We start from the raw sequence: 22,068 nt of genomic DNA, 5'->3' as shown, positions 1-22,068 counted from the left end.
TGGCGGGATTACCCATCGCGGCTGCATTAGGGGCGACAGGGGGCAATCCGGATGCTGGCCTTGAAGTATTACTTACAGCATCACCACAAGCTATCGCTCAGGCTAAGACATTGGTTGCTGAAGGAAAAGTGACGGTTGGCGTGAAAACGCCATGTAGTGATGTACTCTACTCCGAAGCAAAAGTATATGGTCAGTCAGGTTATGCCATTGTCAGTATTGCTAAAGAGCATACCCATGTTATGCGCTGTGAGTGTAATGGCAAAGTTGTTTTTGAGGATGATAAAACGAGTTTGACTCATGCCGGGGATAGCGTAGAAGAAAAGCCTTTTGCGACGGTTTGTGCTGAAGATATTTATCGCTTTGCACTCAATGTACCTATAGATCAAGTCGCCTTTATGCTTGATGCGGCTTATCTAAATGGTGCTTTATCAGAAGAAGGACTAAAAAATAGTTATGGGTTGGCGATAGGGCGGACGCTGGTTTCACAGCAAGAGAATGGCTTATTAGGTAAGGATTTACTGAGTGAAATCATGATAAGAACGTCTGCCGCTTCAGATGCACGTATGGGGGGCGCTGTATTACCTGCTATGAGTAACTCAGGCTCCGGTAATCAAGGCATTGCTGCAACATTGCCGGTAATGGTAGTTGCTGAATTTATTCAAGCAGATGACGAAACTTTATTACGGGCATTAGTTTTATCGCACTTAATGGCGATTTATGTTCATAGCCATTTCCCACCTCTGTCTGCATTGTGTGCGGCAACCACTGCATCAATGGGGGCGGCTGCGGGTATGGCATGGCTACTGACTAAAGATTTCACCACTGTAAGTATGTCAATCAACAGTATGATTGGTGATATTAGTGGCATTATCTGTGATGGCGCCTCGAATAGCTGTGCAATGAAAGTATCAAGTAGTGCGGCGAGTGCGTATAAAGCCGTTTTAATGGCGATGCAAAATCAAAGTGTAGCGGGCACTGACGGGATTGTCAGTGATGATGTTGATAGTTCAATTGCGAATCTCTGCGCATTAGCCAGTCGTGCAATGCAACATACAGATATTCAAATTATTGAGATCATGGAAGAAAAAGCACGCCGTAATGCCGGGGAAAAGCAGCAAGCTGTCAATGCATAAAAGGCAAAGACCTAAAAAGACAGTGAAAAATGTTGTAATGCAGTAAAGAAAATACCTGCTTATGAAAATAGGCAGGTATTTTTTTAAGCTAATATCAGCAACGAATGGTTGGTTATATTAATTAACTGACGGCTGCAAAGGCTTGTGCAATGCGCTGCACATTATTGTTATTGACACCCGCCATACAAACACGACCTGTACCAATCAGGTAAATACCAAACTCTTCACGTAATCTATCTACTTGCTCTGGTGAAAAGCCGGTATAACTGAACATACCGCGTTGTGTTAATAAATGATCAAAGTTTTTCTCAGGTAATGCTTCTTTTAAGGCATTAACTAAAGTTACACGCATCTCTTTGATGCGGTCACGCATATGAGCCACTTCTTTTTGCCATTGCGCGGTTAATACATGATCTGATAAAACTTGATTAACCAGTTGTGCGCCATAGTTAGCAGGACTTGAATAGATACGACGTGCGCCCGCTTTTAATTGCCCTAATACATGCTCACACTCTTTCGCGTTATCACATACAATCGATAAGCCACCCGCCCGTTCCCCATAAATCCCGAAGATTTTAGAGAATGAGTTACTGACTAATACAGGTAACCCTGCTTTTGCCATAACGCGAACCGCATAAGCATCATCATCTAAACTTTCAGCAAATCCCTGATAAGCAATATCAAGGAAAGGGATTGCTTGACGCGCTTTTAGGATCTCAATGACCTGATCCCATTGTCCTTTGGTGAGATCGGATCCTGTTGGATTATGGCAACATGGGTGCATCAGTACGATGCTTTTTTCAGGAAGTTTTTTAAAGCAATCTATTAATGCATCGAATTTGACCCCTTTGGTTTCGGGATCAAAATAAGGATAATAATTTACTTTAAAACCGGAGCCCGCAAAAATAGACGCATGATTGTCCCAAGTGGGATCACTGATCCAAACTTCAGAGCTTGGAAAATAGCGATGTAGAAAATCTGCGCCGACTTTTAGCGCTCCGGAGCCACCTAATGTTTGTATGGTAGCAATCTTTTTGTCTGCAATAAGCGGGTTATCAGCACCAAAAAGGAGAGTCTGTACTTCGTGGCGATAAGGGGCGAGTCCTTCCATTGGCAAATACAGTGTTGCGGTAGGTGTCATCGCATTAAGCTGCTGACGCGCCACAGACACAGTGCCTAGAATGGGGGTTTTGCCTTCTTCATCATAATAAAGACCAATACTTAGGTTAATTTTATCTTGACGTGGATCTTTATTATAGACATCCATTAATGAGAGAATCGGATCTCCCGCAAACGCTTCAACCTGTTGAAACACGGCTTTTATTCTCCAATCACTTTTTGTGTGCCAGATAGATACAATATCTTGTGTGCTATTGTTCGTCTAGGTATTCCATAATGACGCGCGAAGTTAATTTGGTAATTAATTCGTACGCGCTAATACCACTATATTTGGCAATTTCTTCTACGGGTAGCACATCTCCCCATAAAATAGCTTCATCACCGACACGATCAATTAGCTCAGATCCCAAATCGACGCTGATCATATCCATAGAAACGCGTCCAACAATCGGCACTTTTCGACCGTTGATCCAAACAGGAGTACCAGAAGGTGCACTACGTGGGTAACCATCACCATAACCGATAGCAATAACACCCAGATAAGTATCTTTTTCACTTACCCATGTACCACCATAACCAACGGGTTCACCTGCTTTATGTTTACGAACCGCAATAAGGCTCGTTTTTAGTGTCATTGCCGGGGTTAAACCAAAGTCTTTACCTGTTCTGTTATCACCCGTTGGTGAGATACCGTATGTGATGATCCCAGGGCGAACCCATTGATAATGGACTTGTGGCCAAAATAAAATTCCCGCAGAAGCAGCGATAGATTTATCACCCGCTTTATCTTGGATAAAGGTTTGAAATAGCTGAATTTGATTTTGTGTGACTTCAGGAATATCAGGCTCATCCGCGCGACTAAAATGACTGACCAAATTGACGGGTTGTTGGACATTTTTACAAGCACAAAGTCGTTGATAAAAAGCCTCAGCTTCTTCAGGACGGACGCCTAAACGATGCATTCCAGTATCGAGCTTCATCCAGACTTTTACGGGTTCTTCTAAATCGGCATTTTCTAACGCTTCGAGTTGCTCTTCACTATGAACAACAGTCTCAATATGGTTAACCACCAAAATGGGTAAATCAACAGCATCAAAGAAGCCTTCAAGTAGTAGGATGGGTTTCACAATCCCCCCACTACGTAATGTTAAAGCTTCACCGATACGTGCTACGCCAAAACAATCAGCATCATCCATTAAAGTATATGCTGTTTCTAATAACCCATGACCATAAGCGTTTGCTTTCACGACAGCTATCAGGTGGCTATGTGGTGCATAGTCTCTCACATGCTGAAAATTGTGACGCAGAGCGCGGCGATCTATTACTGCGGTTGCCGCTTTCATGTTATTTCTCTATTTCCTTTTATTCCGTCAAGGTGGATGGTTATTCGTCGTCGTAAGCAGGGCCTGCGTAGTTATCAAAGCGAGACCATTGACCATTAAAGGTTAGTCTTACCGTACCGATAGGGCCATTACGCTGTTTACCAATGATAATTTCTGCCACCCCTTTTAGGTCGCTATTTTCGTGATAAACTTCGTCACGATAGATAAACATAATCAAGTCGGCATCTTGCTCAATAGAGCCCGATTCACGTAAGTCAGAGTTAACTGGGCGCTTATCAGCACGTTGTTCCAAACTACGGTTTAACTGTGACAGAGCGACAACAGGAACCTGTAATTCTTTAGCTAATGCTTTCAAAGAGCGTGAAATTTCAGCAATTTCTAAAGTTCGGTTCTCAGATAATGAAGGTACTCTCATTAACTGCAAGTAGTCAATCATGATTAGGCTTAAACCGCCATGTTCACGATAAATTCTTCGGGCACGAGAGCGCACCTCGGTGGGGGTTAAACCAGAGGAATCATCAATATACATATTACGTTTTTCAAGCAAAATACCCATGGTACTTGAAATACGCGCCCAATCTTCATCGTCAAGTTGCCCAGTACGAATACGGGTTTGATCCACGCGAGACAATGAAGCGAGCATACGCATCATGATTTGGTTACCTGGCATCTCTAAGCTAAAGATAAGTACAGGTTTTTCTTCCGTCATTGCCGCATTTTCGCATAAGTTCATCGCGAAGGTGGTTTTACCCATAGAAGGACGTGCTGCGACAATAATTAAATCTGATTTTTGCAGTCCGGCAGTTTTTTTATCCAGATCTTGATAGCCACTGGATACCCCCGTCACACCATCATGAGGTTTTTGGTAGAGTTGCTCTATTTTTTCAACGGTTTCTTCTAAAATGGCATCAATTGCTTTTGGCCCTTCATCTTTATTGGCGCGGGTTTCGGCAATTTGAAAGACGCGAGATTCAGCAAAATCGAGCAGATCTTCGCTGGTGCGTCCTTGGGGATCAAATCCAGCATCAGCAATTTCATTGGCGACTTTGATCATATCGCGAACGACAGCACGCTCACGAACAATGTCGGCATAAGCGTTAATATTGGCTGCACTTGGCGTATTTTTGGATAGTTCTGCTAAATAAGCAAAGCCTCCAACGCTTTCTAATTCTGCGTTTTGTTCTAGTGCTTCTGATAAGGTTATCAGATCAATAGGTTTACCCAGCTCAAGTAAACGCTGCATTTGCGCAAAAATAGTGCGATGAGGTCGGCTATAAAAATCATCGGCAGTGACACGCTCGGAGACATTATCCCAACGCTCGTTATCTATCATTAGACCGCCTAACACCGATTGTTCGGCTTCTAGCGAATGGGGGGGAAGTTTCAACCCTTCCATTTGGCGATCTTTTATCTCAGACATTAGCTTGTCAGTGGTCTTGTTTCTGGCCATAAATCCTGCACAAAGTCGAAAAAATATCAATCAGCGCATTAGTATACGCTAACCCAATAATCTGTGCCTTGTAGAAATAACGATCATTTGTCATTATCTCTACAGGTCGTTACAACGCTGGTTTATATAATCCTAGGTCAATCATCAATCTTATAAAGGAGATTACGATGGCTAAACGCATTCAGTTTGCAGCTCATGGTAATGCCGATGTACTCGAGCTAACTTCATTTACCCCCGCCCCTCTAGGCGATAACGAAGTACAGGTTGCCAATAAAGCCATTGGCATTAATTATATTGATACTTATGTGCGTAGCGGATTATATCCAGTAGAGCATTTCCCAAGTGGCTTAGGAACTGAAGCTGCCGGTGTTGTGATTAAAACAGGCGCTCATGTTACTTCACTTAAAGAAGGGGATAGAGTTGTATATGCACAATCTCCATTAGGCGCCTACAGTGATACGCATAATGTACCAGAAAATAAAGTAGCTCGCCTGCCTGATAATATCTCTTTTGAACAAGCCGCCGCCTCTTTTTTGAAAGGATTAACGGTTTATTATCTATTCAATGAAACATACAAATTACGTGCAGGGGAAACCTTTTTATTCCATGCAGCGGCTGGTGGCGTCGGGCTAATTGCCAGCCAATGGGCGAAAGCGATTGGCGCTAAAATGATTGGTACCGCAGGCAGTGATGAGAAAGTGGCTAAAGCTAAGGCCGCAGGTGCATGGAAAGTGATTAACTATCAAACTGAATCTATTGTTGAACGTGTCCTTGCGCTCACCAATAACCAAAAAGTACCCGTTGTGTATGATTCTGTTGGCAAAGCAACTTGGTTGGATTCGTTGCACTGTTTGCAACGCCGAGGCTTAATGGTCAGTTTTGGTAACGCTTCTGGTGCGGTAACAGGGGTTGATTTAGGTATTCTTAATAAATTGGGTTCACTTTATGTTACTCGTCCTTCTATTTCCGGCTACATTACGACGCGCGAAGAGTTAGATGCAGCAAGTGAAGCACTATTTACGTTAATTGGTCGTGGTAAAATTGATGTCAGTGTGCCAGATAATCAGAAATTTGCATTAGCTGATGCTAAAGCCGCACACCGTTATCTTGAAAGTCGTCAATCTCAAGGTTCAAGTCTATTGATCCCATAGTTTTTAAAGTTTACAAGTATAAAAAATCCATCTTTATTAACTGATTAACTAAATAGTTGATTAAGCAATTTGAGTAAGATGGATTTTTATCACGGGTTAAAAAGGACTATTTTTCGGTCACAAACTTGAGCGCATTCTCTAGCACGGTTAAATCAGCACCTTGTTTGTGGGCATTTTCACTTAAATGACGGCGCCATTGTCTTGCCCCAGGAATACCTTGGAAAATTCCCAACATATGGCGGGTGATATGACCTAAATAAGTGCCTTGTGAGAGCTCTTTTTCAATATAAGGATACATAGCTTTTACGGCAGCGACGGCATTAGTAACAGGTAACTGATTATCAAAAAGCACGTGATCCACATGAGCCAATATTGATGGATTTTGATAAGCCTCGCGACCTACCATAACACCATCCATATATTTTAAGTGCTCCTGCGCCTCTTCTAGTGACTTAATTCCCCCATTAATTGCCATAGTGAGATGCGAGAAATCACGTTTTAATTGATAAACACGAGGATAATCTAAAGGAGGCACTTCGCGGTTTTCTTTGGGGCTTAATCCCGATAACCAAGCTTTGCGAGCATGAATAATAAAGGTATCGCAGTTATTATCACGGCTGACGGTATCAATAAAATCACATAGAAATTGATAACTATCTTGGTTGTCGATGCCAATACGTGTTTTTACCGTCACAGGAATATCGACCACATCACGCATAGCTTTCACGCAATCTGCAACGAGTTGTGCTTCACCCATTAAACAAGCACCAAAGCGTCCATTTTGTACCCGATCAGAAGGGCAACCTACATTTAAATTAATTTCATCATAGCCACGCTCTTGTGCCAATTTTGCACATTGCGCTAACGCTTGTGGATCACTGCCGCCAAGCTGTAATGAGATCGGGTGCTCTTCGTTGCTATATTTTAAATAATCACCTTTGCCATGAATAATGGCACCTGTTGTGACCATTTCAGTATACAGCAAAGTATTTTTGGTAAGCTGGCGAAAGAAATAACGGCAATGGCGATCAGTCCAATCGAGCATAGGTGCAACAGAGAAGCGATTCAAATTATCTGTTCTTTTATTATCATTAATAGGGTGATTTTCTGTTGTTTTATTGCGTTCTGTATTTTCTGACATGCTGTAATTCTTTCGTCGATTTAGATGGCGACTACCCTGATGAACATAAAGGTAGAAATAAAGGAGTAGTATAACATAGCAAGTTGTTAAGTATGATACAGCCAGAAAGATAAGTATTAAAGATTAAAGTAGATGCATTTTGGTCAAGTTATTGCTACTTGCTACGCCATTTGCTTGATGGAGGAATGTGTTTAGTTCGATATGAGAGGGGCGACTAATACACAGTATATTATCTTAATAATTAAATTTATCTCAATGCTATTAAAAATGAAAATAGCCAATGCTCAAAAATCTACGTTATAAAACAAAAGTAAAAATAAAAAATAGAAAAGGAGCATTGGTTATGAATATTGAAAGGAAAATACTAGTCAAACTAAAAAATACACATTCACTTGATCAAAATAAAAAACTATTACGCTCTGGTTACCATAATCAATATAATACATTTTTATCTAATATTTCTTTTGTTCCAGTATTATCATCATCACAATTACCACCTAAAAATCATCTTTCTCTTACATCAAATCATTTAAATGATTACTATTATTTAAATTTACCTAATGATAACACATATACATTAGATGAAATTATTAAAATATTAAAACAACATCCTGATATAGAATATGTGCAAAAAATTCCAAAATTACCTGTACAGCCACCTAATATTACGCCGGATTTAACTCGCCATCAGCATTATTTAAAAACCCCAAAAATAAAATCAAATGAAATAACTGGGTTAGGTATTATAGACGCTTGGAATAAAAATGCTTATGGACAAGGTATACAGGTGGCCGATATTGAGTGGGATTTTGATTTATCACATCCCGATTTGTTAGCTAATAATATCACGCCACTTTTTCCTTTAACTGAAAAAACCGATCAAGCCGACCATGGTACGGCAGTGGCGGGGTTAATTATGGGGAAAAAAGACGGTAAAGGTATTACTGGGCTTGCTTATAAATTAGATATGTTTTATGCCATATCAGAATTAAGCAGTGGTCGTATTGAAGCAATTATTGCCAGTAAACAGAAATTACACGCGGGTGATATTGTTTTATATGAGATGCAGACAGTTTGTGAACATCATGCTTATGTTCCTGCTGATTATGAAATGCATATCTGGGAGGCAACTCGTACATTAACAGAAGCGGGGATTATTGTGATCATGGCTGCCGGCAATGGAGGGGTTGATCTCGATTTACCTTTTTATGATAGCTATCGTCAACGTAGCGATAACCACTCTATACGTGTCGGTGCGGGCTCGCCTTATACGCTAAATCGTTTACCTTTCTCAACGCATGGCTCCCCCATTCATGTGCAAGCATGGGGAGAAGATGTGACTACTGCCGGATATGGTGATCTTTTTCATGGTGACGGGAATAACAAATATACGGCTAATTTTAGTGGAACATCATCAGCCTGTGCATTAGTCGCGGGGGCGGCTGCGGTTATTCAATCTTGGTATAAAGATAAAACCAACACGGTATTAACGCCAATAGAGATGCGAGAGCTACTGATTAAAACAGGAACTTATCCATCATTAAATGAAAAGATAGGCCCTTTGCCTAATGTAAATAATGCCATCTTACATTTAAAAAATTTAATCCAATATAATTAATAGAAAGGATACCTTCTATGGCTTAAGACTATGGAAGGTATTTTTAGTATTTATCTTGCTGAAAATAATCTTTTTTAAGTCTGTTTTAGACTTGAAAATACCGCGATAGAATGATTTGTGATAAAAAATTTATTTAATCATAAATTAAAATAATTTATTAGTATTTATACTTATTATTAATTATTTGATTATATTCTATTTTTTGTTTTTTATAACAAAGTCGAGAGTTATGATGAAAAGCTTAAAAATGAATAGTTTTTCATAAGAAATGTACCTTTTTGCTTTCAATTTTACCTCACTACGTTTATCATTTGCCCCTTGTACTATACATACGGCGTTGCTGGTTTTGGGCTTCTGTGGAGCATACTGCTCCGGCAGCTCACACAGTCTTTTCCGGCGGCGGTTCTATCTGCATTATTCTTCGGGATAGAGTATTACCTTAAATGACTGAGAAAACATCTCTGACACCACTAGTCGAATTAAAATCCTTAAGTAAAGGTTTCGACGGAAAACAAATCATTTCCCGCCTCGATCTGACTATCAACCATGGCGAGTTTTTAACCATACTCGGCCCTTCAGGCTGTGGTAAGACGACGGTATTACGTTTAATTGCGGGCTTAGAAGACGCGGATGATGGACAAATTATCCTAGATGGACAGGATATTACCCATATTCCAGCAGAACAGCGTTTTGTAAATACCGTTTTCCAAAGTTATGCCCTGTTTCCCCATATGACCGTATTTGAAAATGTGGCTTTTGGTCTACGTATGCAGAAAACACCTGCTGCAGAGATCAATAGTCGCGTTATGGAAGCGTTACGTATGGTGCAACTGGAGGACTTTGCCCAACGTCGTCCTGCTCACCTTTCTGGTGGTCAACAGCAACGGGTTGCGATTGCACGGGCGGTGGTCAATAAGCCGAAGGTATTGTTGTTAGACGAATCATTGTCTGCTCTGGATTACAAATTACGTAAGCAGATGCAAAATGAGCTAAAAGCCTTACAACGAAAACTGGGGATCACCTTTATTTTCGTCACCCACGATCAGGAAGAAGCACTGACTATGTCAGATAGGATCGTGGTAATGAAAGAAGGGCGTATTGAGCAAGATGGCACGCCTCGAGAAATCTATGAAGAGCCAACTAACTTATTCGTTGCGCAATTTATAGGTGAAATCAATATCTTTGATGCACGTGTCCTACATCGTATTGATGAGACACGTATTAGAGCGGATGTTGAAGGGCACGAATGCGATATTTATACGCAATTACCTGTTACTCAAAATCAGCAACTGAAAGTGTTACTCAGACCAGAAGATCTGCGCGTTGAAGAGATACACGATCTTGAAAACCTTCCGGGACTTATCGGTTATGTTCGTGAACGTAACTATAAAGGCATGACGCTAGATTCTGTTGTTGAAATGGAAAATGGCAAGATGGTGATGGTGAGTGAATTCTTTAATGAAGATGATCCGGATGTTGATCACTCGTTAGACCAAAAGATAGCGGTAACTTGGGTTGAGAGCTGGGAGGTCGTGCTGGCTGATGAAGAAAACACGTAAACTATTTCAAAACATCGTTATTACTGGTGTTGTGGGTTGGTTAATGGTGTTCGTCTTCTTACCGAATATCATGATCATCGCCACCAGTTTTTTAACCCGTGATGATGCAAATTTAGTCGAGATGATTTTTACACTCGATAACTATTATCGCTTATTTGATCCAATGTATGCAGAAGTATTACTGCACTCTATTAATATGGCATTGGTAGCGACCTTAGCTTGTTTAATATTAGGTTATCCTTTTGCTTTTTTTCTGGCAAAAATGCCTAAGAAAATACAACCATTACTGCTGTTTTTATTAATAGTTCCCTTTTGGACTAACTCACTTATTCGTATTTATGGGTTAAAGATTTTTCTCAGTACGAAAGGCTATTTTAATGAGTTTCTATTGTGGATAGGGCTTATCGATAAACCGCTAAGGATCATTTATACCCCAGAGGCGGTAGTATTAGGGTTGGTTTATATTTTATTACCTTTTATGGTTCTGCCACTCTATTCCAGCATTGAAAAACTGGATAAACCCTGTTTGGAAGCGGCTCGAGATCTCGGTGCGAATAAATTACAGACCTTTATTCGTATTATTATCCCATTAACTATGCCGGGGATCATCGCAGGTTGTTTATTGGTAATGTTACCTGCCATGGGCTTATTCTTTGTGGCGGACTTAATGGGGGGCGCGAAAAACCTACTTATTGGTAACGTAATAAAGAGCCAATTCTTAAATATTCGCGACTGGCCATTTGGGGCAGCTACCAGTATCTGTTTAACACTGGTGATGGGGTTAATGCTATTTGTGTATTACCGAGCCGTAAAACTACTGCATAAGAAGGTAGAAATAGAATGATAGGACGGTTATTGCGGGGTGGATTTATGTCCATCATTTACGCGTATCTTTATATCCCGATTATCATTCTGATAGTTAACTCTTTTAACTCATCACGTTTCGGGATCAACTGGAAAGGCTTTACCACTGACTGGTATACCATTTTATTAAATAATGACAGCCTGCTACAAGCTGCAGGGCATTCATTAACGATGGCAGTCACCTCAGCAACCTTTGCGACGTTGATTGGTTCATTGGCTGCGGTGGCGCTTTATCGTTATCGTTTTCGTGGTAAAAAGTTTGTTGGTGGTATGCTGTTTGTGGTGATGATGTCGCCAGATATTGTGATGGCGATTTCATTATTGGTTTTATTTATGCTATTAGGCATTTCCTTAGGGTTTTGGTCATTACTGGTGTCGCATATTACCTTTTGTCTGCCTTTTGTGGTGGTCACGGTTTATTCGCGACTCAGTGGTTTTGATGTCAAAATGCTTGAAGCCGCTAAGGATCTAGGGGCGGGTGAATTTACTATTTTACGTAAAATCATTATGCCATTAGCGATGCCAGCAGTAGCCTCGGGTTGGTTATTAAGCTTTACGTTATCGATGGATGACGTGGTTGTCTCCTCTTTTGTGACTGGACCAAGCTATGAAATTTTACCATTAAAAATTTACTCAATGGTAAAAGTAGGTGTTTCACCGGAAGTGAATGCACTGGCAACCATCCTTTTAGGGCTATCATTAGTATTAGTATTAATTAGTCAGTTGATCTTACGAGATAGAACTGGCAAAGCGTAATTTAAAAGTATTAGTGCGAGTTTCTCGCACTTTTTACGGTCTTGATGACCAAATCTGTTGGAGGTAGGCGTTACGCCTATTTGATATTAACGCATCAACCACTGAAGGAAGCCTAAATGAAAAAGTGGTCCTCTGTACTTGCTGCCAGTGTAATGGCATTAAGTATTGGTACAGCATCGGCTGATGATGGTAAGACAATCTATTTCTATAACTGGACGGAATATGTACCGCCAGGATTGCTGGAACAGTTTACAAAAGAGACTGGGATTAAGGTGATTTACTCCACCTACGAATCTAACGAAAGCATGTATACCAAATTAAAAACCTATAAAGACGGTGCTTATGATTTGGTGGTTCCTTCAACTTATTTTATTTCTAAAATGAGTCATGAGGGGATGCTACAGAAGATTGATAAATCAAAGCTCAGTAATTTTGATAATCTTGACCCAAGTTTATTACATAAATCATTCGATCCTCAAAATGACTACTCAATCCCTTATATTTGGGGAGCGACTGCGATAGGGATTAATAGTGATGAAGTTGATGTAAGTAGCATTACTTCATGGGCTGATTTATGGAAACCGGAATATAAAGATAGTTTACTGTTAACGGATGATGCACGTGAAGTATTCCAAATGGCTTTATTAAAATTAGGCTATTCAGGTAATACCACAGATCCAAAACAGATTGAAGAAGCCTATAAAGAGTTACAAAAGCTGATGCCTAATGTACTGGCTTTTAATTCGGATAATCCTGCCAATCCTTATATGCAAGGAGAAGTGAATCTAGGGATGATCTGGAATGGCTCTGCATTTATTGCGCGAGAAGCCGGTGCTCCTATTGAGTTGGTATGGCCAAAAGAGGGCGGTATCTTCTGGATGGACAGCTTAGCTATTCCTGCAAATGCAAAAAATGTTGAAGGTGCGCATAAGCTTATCGACTTCTTATTACGCCCTGAAGTTGCTGCAAAAGTGGCTGAAAATATCGGCTATCCAACACCTAATTTAGCGGCACAAAAATTATTGCCAAAAGCTATCACAAAAGATAGCTCACTTTACCCTAGTGAAGAGATTATCAGTAAAGGCGAATGGCAAAATGATGTGGGTGAAGCGACGGTTTTATACGAAAGCTATTACCAAAAACTGAAAGCGGGTCGTTAATTAAGTTTATCAGTACCAAAAAGCCACCGTTAAACGGTGGCTTCTTATTTTGTATAGAAAAAAGAGAACATTATCATTAAATCAACGATAAAATAGATGACAGTGTGTATTTGAACCGAAAGGATAAATAAGTTAAGGGCGATTAGTGCCATTTTTTATACAAGCCTCGGCAATCAGCAGGCTGTTTTTTTCTTGTATATTTCGTTGTTGCTCAATATTAATCATATAGTTACTTTGTAAGAAATAGCTGATATGAACATCAAACTTTTCAGTAATTAAATAAACAAACTCAATACTGATCCTATTTGTTCCTCGTTCATACCGTGAAAGTTGTTGCTGACTTATGCCTAACTCTTTGGCAAATAGTTTCCCCGAATATTTTAAATTTTTTCGCAAGTGACGTATTCGTTGTCCTATACGAAAATTAATCGTTTTGCTGCTATCAATCATTTCATCAGCCTTAAAAATTCAAATCATTATTGATAAGAAAAAGTGAGACTGGCTAATCCGTTTGCTTTACCCGGTTTTAGTGTCCCAGTCGTGATATAGCGAGTTGACAGGTTTAATATGTAGTTTTCGTTGTTAGAAGTTGTTATATGGAGTAAACGTTGGTTAGGTTGTCCTATCGCACTGATATCAGGGCCATACACCACGGGAGTTGGATTATCATTAAAGAAAAATTGAATACCAATACCAGAAGCATCAGAGTCTGATGTCAGTGTGAGGATATCTGTATTATTAGAATAGGTAGACTGATCGGTCATGCTGGCATATAAATGCACATTACTATCGCATGTAACAGAGATGGGTTTAGCCTGACTTTTTGATGTTGAACCAATGGCTGCCATATCTCGCATTGAGATATCACCTAATTCATAGGTGAGATTTTTGGTATTTACGGTACAGCCTCGAGCTTTAATAGTAATAGTGACGGGGTTAATTGCTACGATAGAGGTATTATTGCCTTTATGGCCTCCACCATATTCAGACCATGTATTGGCGATAACTGTATATGGAATGTTATAAACGCCAGTCTCAAGATGTTTATCTGTCACCACAAAGACGACTTTGCCTTTCAGTGAAACGCGATCCACATTATGGTTAACGGTAGAGCCTACTGCAGGATAAATCACCGTTGCACCCGAACCGTTATCAACATCAATAGGTACGTAAGCAACACTATCATTGTTATCTTTTAAACCAAAAGCATAGCCGATACCTTTAACTCCGGGGAGTGAATAAACAGGATAACGATTACTACCTTCGTAATAGTAGATCCCGCTAATTTTTGAACCAGTAGCATTAGCATAGAGGGTTTCAACCCAACATTTTTGCAAAAATTTCTTCTCACATTTGAAACCATTATGGACAGAGGTTTCACCTATCCAAGTTGACGTGATGGGCGTTCCTGCGGGAGTACCATCGGCGGCACCATCAAAATTCATAGGTGGAGGGGTTACCACTAATGGATCTGCAATAGCCCATGCCATTTGGCTCGGGATACAAAGAAGAGAAACCAGCAATGTGAAGAAATAAAAAGAGCGTGTCATTATTGGTACTCCAGTAAAAAGGTTGCTGTTGCATTCGCCGATCCGGCTTGAACAGGAAGTTGAGTCGCTACATAGCGAGCATAAAATTGCAGGGTATTATCTTGGTTAGGCAATAAGGTATAAGACTGGCTTTTATCGTTAATATCGATGGAAGCTCCTGAGTTATCCATAATGGAAATGGCAACTCCCTTGGCACCCGTTGCATCAATGGCGAGTAAGGCGTTATCAATAGGATCGGCACGACCATTAAAACTGACCTTCACAGCACTGGCTTCAGGTTGGCAATCGACTAATTTAATACTAAAAGGGATAACAGGCGTACGTTGTTGCGTTATCGTCGTAGAAATAAAATCTTTTGTGGCGATTTGGCCTAATTTTACGGTAATACGTTTTGAGTTTGTCTCTACCGTACATGTGTTTCCTGTTACTCTGGCATTAATGTGTACCAATGTATCGTAAGCAGATCCCTTAGTGGTAAACAGTAATGACAACGCTACAATAAGCATTAATTTGTGCATTATTGGCACTCCTGTGTCATTTTCACAAAAGGTTCATCAAGTTGAGAGGCGGGTAATTGATAGTTCACTTGACAGTATTGAGAGGCATTATGCCCCCAGCGGATCTCTAATTTTCCTGAATCAGGGACACCCGATAAGTAGAGTAAGCCATCATCGCCAACAATACCGGACAGATGATTTTGTTTATCAGTTGCTATTGCCCCAAAAGGGAGTGGGCGACCTTGGTGTTGTAGCGTCAGTAATAAGCGATACCCTTTTTTAGCATCAAACTGAACTTTAATGACGGCGCCTTGTGTTGGGATCACTTGCTTAATGTTTTGCTCAATTTCAACATTATCGGGTAATGCGGTGGTGTCTAATGCCACTCGATTTTGTCGATAAGCGGTAGCATAGGGAATAACGGCAAACCCTCGCCAGTCAGTATAAACCCCTGTCGCATTATCAATCGGTACATCCGCAGTATTACGAGCATCTACTAAAATGGCATTAGCGCTTAAGGGTTGGCTTAAGGTTAATCCGCCACTATGGAGTAGCATACCTCCAGCGAGGCTATAGTTAATTTGTTGAGCATCTTGATGATAGTTATAGCTAGCATTTAAATTGCCATAGCGACTTTGATAACCCAACGCCGCACTACCGGTATAGTTTCCGCCTTGATTGCTATAACCTTGTTGAACACTGTAATTAAGGGTATTGTCTTCCAATAATGTACCAGCAATCCCCGCATTATGTGTCGAGTAACCGTTATTATTGTGGCTGTAATTATATGTGAGATAAGTGCTATTGATGGATTGATAACTTGTCGGCATTAGCAATTGTAATGGGATAGAAAGACCCACAGACAATGTTTGGTCACGCTGACCACTATTCATCATTCTGTTATAACTATAAATGACGTTATAAGAGAGCCCTTTAATATTGCCATTGTAGCCGGTTTGTACTAGGACATTTTTCTCATTAGTTCCCCAATAATTTTGCCAGTTGGTCATCATAAAAATAGAGCCATAATCCCCCAGTTGTTGTGATAAATTAATTTGTAGGCTCCCTTTCTTGCGATTATGCAAATTAAAATAACTCAACGGTTTTTTTTGATTATCTTCATACAGATAACCGGACATACGCGTATTTAATGTCTCATCTAATGTGTAAAAACCCGAAGTAGAGTAACGATAACCGAGCAATTGAAAGTTTGTGCCAAATTGGTTTAACGACTTGGCATAAAGAAAACGTAAAGAATAACCATCTGATGTTGAGTTATTTGGCAATTGGCTATGAGCAAAGGTGATATCGGTAGAGAAGGCACCTAGGGTACCCATATTTTTACCTGCTCCTAGGGCATAAGATTGGTAATCTTTTGTTGCTAATGCACCGCCATAGACAGTGGTGTCATAGGGTAAGCCATAAATAAGATGACCTTGTATAAAGCGAGGTTTTTTATGTTGGTTATTTTGGCGTATTTCACCGGCTTGGATGACAAACTGTTTTTGGCCTTCTCGCTGTAAAATAGGTACAGCAGAATAAGGCACAACATAGCTGTGTTTGCTACCATCATTTTCTTCAATGGTGACATAGAGGTCGCCACTATTTGACGTTGGATAGAGATCACGGATTTCAAAAGCACCCGGAGAAACAAAGGTTTGATAAATCACATAACCGTTTTGGCGGATCACCACTTTAGCATTGCCTTTAGCAATACCTCTGACTACAGGTGCAAATCCTCTTTGGCTATCAGGTAACATAGTGTCGTCACTTTCTAATGAAATACCTCGAAAATTAACACTGTCAAAAAGTGTTGATGAGGTATAACTATCACCAATTTGTAATTGGCTTCTTAATGACACAATATTGCGTTGCAGATAGGTATTGATATGGTTCCATTGGTTTTTCCCGTTTGACGAATTCCAAGTGGAATAATCGCGTAATCGCCAAGCACCAATATTGATCCCACTACGTAGATTTAAATAGTAGCTATTATTATGAGAATTTCCCCAGCTATTAGCGCCACTAAAGGTGTAGTTTAAAATACCTGCTGTTATACCGTTATCCCATTTTTCTGGTGGAATATAACCGCGCGCTTTCAGATCTAACGCGGCTTGAGGGACTTGAATATTTAAAGCTTGTTTCTCAATATCATAATTAACAACAGAATCTGGAATGATTTTTTCAATATCAATACATTCATTTGCCGAGAATTTCTCAAAATCAGCAAATAGTTTAATATTGATCCCGAGTGATTGATAATCATCTCGATTTAAACAAGGAATAACATGGTTATCTTGACTAATAAAATGAATATTTTCACTACGCAGATACTCATGATTAAAAACAATATCAAGAAGATAATCACCGGGTTTAATGCGGTTGCCTGCTTCAAAATAACTTAAATCGGTGACGGCATCAGGAGAGTCAGCCAAAAATGCAGGATTAAATCGGTTTGCGCTATATGATGAAAAGGACAGCGTCAATGACAATGCAATGACACTTGGAAAGAGAAAATAAACGATATCTTTATTAGTATTCTTATTAACCATGGTTTTTGACCAACAGGGTTGAAAAAGATGCTGTGATTAATGAACGATTTCTTTTTTTAAAACAGGAGTCTGTGCGCCATAATCATTAATGGTTTGGAATGAAATGGTATTAGCATTCTGATTAACTTTTCCTAATGTTAATTGTGAAAATGGGTTAATCATAATACTTGAAGGAAGTTGACTGTCGGCTGCGGCTAAATTGGCCATAGTAATATGATAAGGTGTTGGATTATGGGCAATTAACTCCCCATTTTTATAGGAAAAAGTCACTTCATTGGCATATTTTTCAGTATAAGCGGACAATCCACTAGGACGGTAGAAAAGCTTTATCCGACTCTGGATGGCAATTTGTAGTGTATTTTCATTAGCAAGCTTTTCATCTAAAGAAGGAATAGCTTTGACATTCATCCAAAATAAACTTTCGCGATCTGCAGGTAAAGGTTCACCTGTATACATAATTCTTAAAGCATTCTCTTTATTAGCGTCAAGAATATATAAAGGAGGGGTAACAATAAAATCATTATTTTTATTACCTTGATTATCAGATACCCATGATTGAATTAGAAAACTATTCTCTTTATCTGAATTAGTCACAACAAGATTAGTTTGTTTAATATTAGAATTATAAATAATACGCGTAGCACCTAATGAAACACCATTAGAATAAGCAATAAGTGGGAATAAAAAAATAATAAAAGCAAATATCTTTTTCATAATAAATATTTATTAGCTAATGAATATGGAGTAATAATACTTTTGATAAAAATAGGCCGTCCTTGGCGATAAGACATCAATCAAAAGTGATGAAGTGATTAAGAGTAAGTCACCATAAAGTTAGTTGTAACGTTTGCGCTACCTGCCTTCACTGTATCATCAGTGGAAATAAGAGAAGCGTTATAATTTAATTGGTTTTCACCTTCGATTAATTTTTGAGTTGAAGAAGGTTGTCCTGGAACAACATTTTTGCTGCTTGAATCGGTAATTTTTAACGCTACATTGGTTGCTGCGCCACTGCCTTGTAATGCGAATGCAGTTGCATCACCATCAGAAGCTGTACCGTTAAAGGTAATTGCTGCTAATGATGAAACAGTAATATCGCAGTTATTTAATTTAATGCTAAAAGGAATACGTCCTGTTTCATCACCTTTTTTAGTGAATTCAGCGACACGGAATTGACCCAAACGAACAGTTTGGTTACTTGAACTACTATCAACACCACAAGCAGCATTAACGACAGAACCTTCAAAGTTAATAGTACCACCATTAACTGTAACTTCTGTTGGTGCTGGTGTACCAGTATCTTCTGCTAGTGCAGGTGTAGCAATTATGGTCATTGCTGAAGTAATAATTGCAGATAATAATAACTTTTTCATTAAATGTTCCTATATTTTCAATATATATTTAATACTTAGCTTAATAAAATAAGCTAATATTTAATTCTGTTTTTATTATTAATAATAAAAAACAAGGATTAAATTATTTTTGGAAAATGCCAAATAAGACTATTTTATTTATTAAAACAAAAGCGAGTGATAGCAATCTTCGTGAAAAAGAATAAATTGCCATATATTCACTTAAGTCAAATTTACAAAAATTATAAATGTGGTAAAAAAAATAGAGAAATCGTTTTAAACGATCGTTTTTTGCTGGTTTTATAGATAAATTCTATTAATATCTGCTCAACTATCGGTAATATTTAATTGTTAAAAAATAGAAAAATATATTACTTTGTCTAATGTTTTGTGAGTGATTTTTTATCTGATTGATATTGCTTGGTTTTTTATTTGATTTTATTACATCTATCTCATTATTTATCTGGTGCATCGTAAAAAGATAGCGTACTTATACTTATAAGATGATGTTTCATAAAATGTATTTTATGGATAGTTTTTTTATAAAATGAAACGAAAAATGGCTTTTTGTTAAGCAAAAAAGCACGCTGAAAGGGGGCATTTAAGTAAATTTTAAAATTAAAATTTACTATTTGTAAATAAAATAGAAATATTGTTTATTCATTTTTATTGGAAATTACAAAGCGTATTTTTATCGTATAAAAATAAAAGATACTTTTATTACTCGTATTGGGAGTAAATCAATATATTTAATTTGCTATATTAATTGTAACAAAATGTTTCATTTTCGAGTGCGCTTCTTCTATAGGGAGTGAGTAATTCAAGCAATTATCCCGATTCTGTTTTACTATCGGCTATATAGAGAAAAACTTAAATCTGAAGGTATAAACATGATTTCCAGTACATCAAAAGGAACACTCTATGGCATTGTGGCGATATTCCTTTGGAGTACCATTGTTGGGTTAATTCGCAATATCAGTGAGTATTTTGGTGCGGTAGGGGGTGCTGCGCTGATTTACACAACGGGAACGCTGTTTTTGATTTTGATCTTAGGGGTACCTAAGTTATCTCTTTTTCCTAAGCGTTACCTTGCTTGGGGGGCACTTTTATTTGTTAGCTATGAAATCTGTTTATCGTTGGCGTTAGGATTTGCTAGTGATAGAGCACAAGCTATAGAGCTTGGCATGGTTAACTATTTATGGCCCAGCTTTACACTGGCATTAGCGGTATTCTTAAATAAACAGCGATTCTCTATCCTATTGATTGTGGGTTTATTATGCTCATTCAGTGGGCTTGTTTGGGTTGTTAGTGGTGATAATCCACTGACAATAGAAAGCTTATGGAATAATATTTGTCGTAACCCTCTCAGTTATATTTTGGCGTTTATCGGCGCCGTGTTATGGGCATTTTACAGTAATGTGACTCGTCTTATTTCGGGGGGACATAATGGTATTGTGCCTTTCTTTTTCTTAACGGCATTGGCACTTTGGGGGCAATATATTTTTTCTGCTCCAATCGAGTGGGTGGTTAATGTAAAAAGTATCTCACTGTTACTTATTACTGGGGCTGCGATAGGGTTAGCTAATGCGGCGTGGACAGCAGGAATGATCAGCGGTAATGTGACATTATTAGCGACGCTTTCTTATTTTACTCCGGTAATTTCTACGGCTTTTTCATCCCTACTACTCTCTACAGCACTCTCTTTTTCATTTTGGCAAGGCGTTATGATGGTGACAGGCGGCTCTTTAATTTGTTGGTTAGCGACTCGTCAAAAAATGACAAAAATGCCAAAAACGAGCAAATCGAATGTAAAACAGGGTTCTTAAGTCAAATTTTCGTGCCAATTGGGGGTATTTGAATAAATACTCTCGATTTTAAAAAAGTCTCATTGGTATAAGTTGAAATTTTTTCACTATGCGACAAGGCTAATATCCGCTTATCTATATTACTTATAAGTTAAAAGATCTAATTTTTATTTAGATGCTACCTATATGATAAGAACAAAGGGATTGCTATGAAACTTGAGACACTTTCTGTTCACGCTGGTTATTCACCTGATCCAACCACCAAAGCTGTTGCGGTGCCTATTTACCAAACCACCTCTTATGCATTTGATGATACGCAACATGGTGCTGATCTATTTGACTTAAAAGTACCTGGCAATATCTACACGCGTATCATGAACCCAACCAATGATGTATTGGAACAACGCGTTGCCGCCTTAGAAGGAGGGATTGCAGCAGTTGCTGTGGCATCGGGTATGGCCGCGATTACTTATGCTATCCAGACCATTGCACAAGTGGGCGATAACATTGTGTCGGTTGCGAAACTCTATGGTGGTACATATAACTTAATGGCACATACTTTTCCCCGTATCGGTATCGAAGCGCGTTTTGCCCCCCATGATGATCTGCTGGCACTTGAAGCGTTAATTGATGAGAAAACCAAAGCGGTATTTTGTGAATCTATCACTAATCCAAGTGGTAATATTGTTGATATTCAAGCTCTCGCCACTGTGGCTCATCGTCATGGTGTCCCTTTAATTGTTGATAATACGGTAGCAACGCCTTACCTATGTCGCCCTTTTGAGCATGGTGCTGATATTATTATTCACTCACTCACTAAATATATTGGTGGTCATGGTAACTCTATTGGTGGGATCGTCGTTGATTCAGGTAAATTTCCTTGGGCTGAACATAAAGATCGTTTTGAAATCCTCAATACACCGGATGTCTCTTATCATGGGGTTAATTATGTTGAGCACTTTGGTGCGGCTGCTTATATTGCGCGATGCCGTGTTGCTCCATTGCGTGGAACAGGAGC

19 protein-coding genes are annotated in these 22,068 nt (G+C 39.1%); 9 read left to right on the top strand and 10 right to left on the bottom strand.

All coding sequences use genetic code 11. The annotated features are described in order from the left end of the window. The coding region (locus tag ACYUCW_RS15755) for an L-cysteine desulfidase family protein (protein WP_460408992.1) at positions 1–1,133 on the top strand (1,133 nt) is incomplete at its 5' end. Positions 1,134–1,254: 121 nt separating this feature from the next. Here the strand turns inward: ACYUCW_RS15755 and ACYUCW_RS15750 are convergent. The 3 genes from ACYUCW_RS15750 to dnaB are packed head-to-tail and all read right to left on the bottom strand — an operon-like array spanning position 1,255 to position 5,045. Continuing rightward, positions 1,255–2,448, bottom strand: coding sequence for an amino acid aminotransferase (locus ACYUCW_RS15750; RefSeq protein ID WP_163748840.1), 1,194 nt, complete (start codon positions 2,446–2,448; stop codon positions 1,255–1,257). Positions 2,449–2,503: 55 nt separating this feature from the next. Next, a complete protein-coding gene (gene alr, locus ACYUCW_RS15745; protein ID WP_036907212.1) occupies positions 2,504–3,595 on the bottom strand; it encodes an alanine racemase in 1,092 nt (363 codons plus the stop codon). Positions 3,596–3,635: 40 nt separating this feature from the next. Beyond that, positions 3,636–5,045 carry a replicative DNA helicase gene (gene dnaB, locus ACYUCW_RS15740; protein WP_004245896.1) on the bottom strand — a complete coding sequence of 470 codons (1,410 nt, stop codon included), beginning with the start codon at positions 5,043–5,045 and terminating at the stop codon, positions 3,636–3,638. A 167-nt stretch (positions 5,046–5,212) separates the two neighbouring features. Here dnaB and ACYUCW_RS15735 point away from each other — a divergent pair, with 167 nt between their 5' ends. After that, positions 5,213–6,196 carry an NADPH:quinone reductase gene (locus ACYUCW_RS15735; protein ID WP_004245895.1) on the top strand — a complete coding sequence of 328 codons (984 nt, stop codon included), beginning with the start codon at positions 5,213–5,215 and terminating at the stop codon, positions 6,194–6,196. A 106-nt stretch (positions 6,197–6,302) separates the two neighbouring features. Here ACYUCW_RS15735 and dusA read toward each other — a convergent pair whose 3' ends face one another. Then, complete coding sequence (gene dusA / locus ACYUCW_RS15730) at positions 6,303–7,337, bottom strand: tRNA dihydrouridine(20/20a) synthase DusA (RefSeq protein ID WP_004249169.1); 1,035 nt, start codon at positions 7,335–7,337, stop codon at positions 6,303–6,305. Between the two features lie 343 nt (positions 7,338–7,680). Between dusA and ACYUCW_RS15725 the strand changes: the two genes are divergently transcribed. From ACYUCW_RS15725 to potD, 5 genes are all read left to right on the top strand, one after another. Beyond that, a complete protein-coding gene (locus ACYUCW_RS15725; protein WP_460408990.1) occupies positions 7,681–8,955 on the top strand; it encodes a S8 family peptidase in 1,275 nt (424 codons plus the stop codon). Between the two features lie 443 nt (positions 8,956–9,398). Next, the gene (gene potA, locus ACYUCW_RS15720; RefSeq protein WP_004245891.1) at positions 9,399–10,514 is read left to right on the top strand and encodes a spermidine/putrescine ABC transporter ATP-binding protein PotA; all 1,116 of its coding nucleotides are present in this window, start codon (positions 9,399–9,401) and stop codon (positions 10,512–10,514) included. Beyond that, positions 10,498–11,358: a spermidine/putrescine ABC transporter permease PotB gene (gene potB, locus ACYUCW_RS15715; protein ID WP_004249172.1), complete on the top strand. Its 861-nt coding sequence runs from the start codon at positions 10,498–10,500 to the stop codon at positions 11,356–11,358. Before potA ends, potB begins: the two co-directional genes overlap by 17 nt. Beyond that, on the top strand, positions 11,355–12,134 hold the full coding sequence (gene potC / locus ACYUCW_RS15710) for a spermidine/putrescine ABC transporter permease PotC (RefSeq protein WP_004245888.1): 780 nt from the start codon (positions 11,355–11,357) through the stop codon (positions 12,132–12,134). The genes potB and potC overlap by 4 nt, the downstream gene beginning before the upstream one ends. Before the next feature lie 116 nt (positions 12,135–12,250). Next, entirely contained in the window at positions 12,251–13,294 is a 1,044-nt protein-coding gene (potD, locus tag ACYUCW_RS15705) for a spermidine/putrescine ABC transporter substrate-binding protein PotD (protein ID WP_004245887.1), read from the top strand. Positions 13,295–13,426: 132 nt separating this feature from the next. On the opposite strand, the gene ACYUCW_RS15700 is transcribed toward potD, so the two are convergent. The 6 genes from ACYUCW_RS15700 to ACYUCW_RS15675 all read right to left on the bottom strand — a co-directional run bounded on the left by ACYUCW_RS15700 (position 13,427) and on the right by ACYUCW_RS15675 (position 19,266). Further along, positions 13,427–13,744: a helix-turn-helix domain-containing protein gene (locus ACYUCW_RS15700; protein WP_004245886.1), complete on the bottom strand. Its 318-nt coding sequence runs from the start codon at positions 13,742–13,744 to the stop codon at positions 13,427–13,429. 26 nt (positions 13,745–13,770) lie between these two features. After that, positions 13,771–14,844 (bottom strand): fimbrial protein, encoded by a 1,074-nt coding sequence (locus ACYUCW_RS15695; protein WP_004249173.1) that lies wholly within the window; start codon positions 14,842–14,844, stop codon positions 13,771–13,773. Next, positions 14,844–15,362: a fimbrial protein gene (locus ACYUCW_RS15690; protein ID WP_004245882.1), complete on the bottom strand. Its 519-nt coding sequence runs from the start codon at positions 15,360–15,362 to the stop codon at positions 14,844–14,846. Before ACYUCW_RS15690 ends, ACYUCW_RS15695 begins: the two co-directional genes overlap by 1 nt. Further along, on the bottom strand, positions 15,362–17,893 hold the full coding sequence (locus tag ACYUCW_RS15685; RefSeq protein WP_004249176.1) for a fimbria/pilus outer membrane usher protein: 2,532 nt from the start codon (positions 17,891–17,893) through the stop codon (positions 15,362–15,364). The genes ACYUCW_RS15690 and ACYUCW_RS15685 overlap by 1 nt, the downstream gene beginning before the upstream one ends. A gap of 36 nt (positions 17,894–17,929) precedes the next feature. After that, positions 17,930–18,607, bottom strand: coding sequence for a fimbrial biogenesis chaperone (locus ACYUCW_RS15680; RefSeq protein WP_163748843.1), 678 nt, complete (start codon positions 18,605–18,607; stop codon positions 17,930–17,932). A gap of 98 nt (positions 18,608–18,705) precedes the next feature. Beyond that, positions 18,706–19,266 (bottom strand): fimbrial protein, encoded by a 561-nt coding sequence (locus tag ACYUCW_RS15675; protein ID WP_163748844.1) that lies wholly within the window; start codon positions 19,264–19,266, stop codon positions 18,706–18,708. Positions 19,267–20,135: 869 nt separating this feature from the next. On the opposite strand from ACYUCW_RS15675, the gene yddG reads away from it, so the two are divergent. Further along, entirely contained in the window at positions 20,136–21,071 is a 936-nt protein-coding gene (yddG, locus tag ACYUCW_RS15670) for an aromatic amino acid DMT transporter YddG (protein ID WP_004245877.1), read from the top strand. Positions 21,072–21,259: 188 nt separating this feature from the next. After that, positions 21,260–22,068, top strand: an 809-nt coding sequence (locus ACYUCW_RS15665; protein ID WP_460408985.1) for an aminotransferase class I/II-fold pyridoxal phosphate-dependent enzyme, incomplete at its 3' end; no start/stop codon positions are given.

It is taken from the genome of Proteus sp. MB838 (assembly GCF_054767435.1).
The sequence above is the reverse complement of the archived record's forward strand: the minus strand, read 5'-3'. Positions and strand labels throughout refer to the sequence as shown.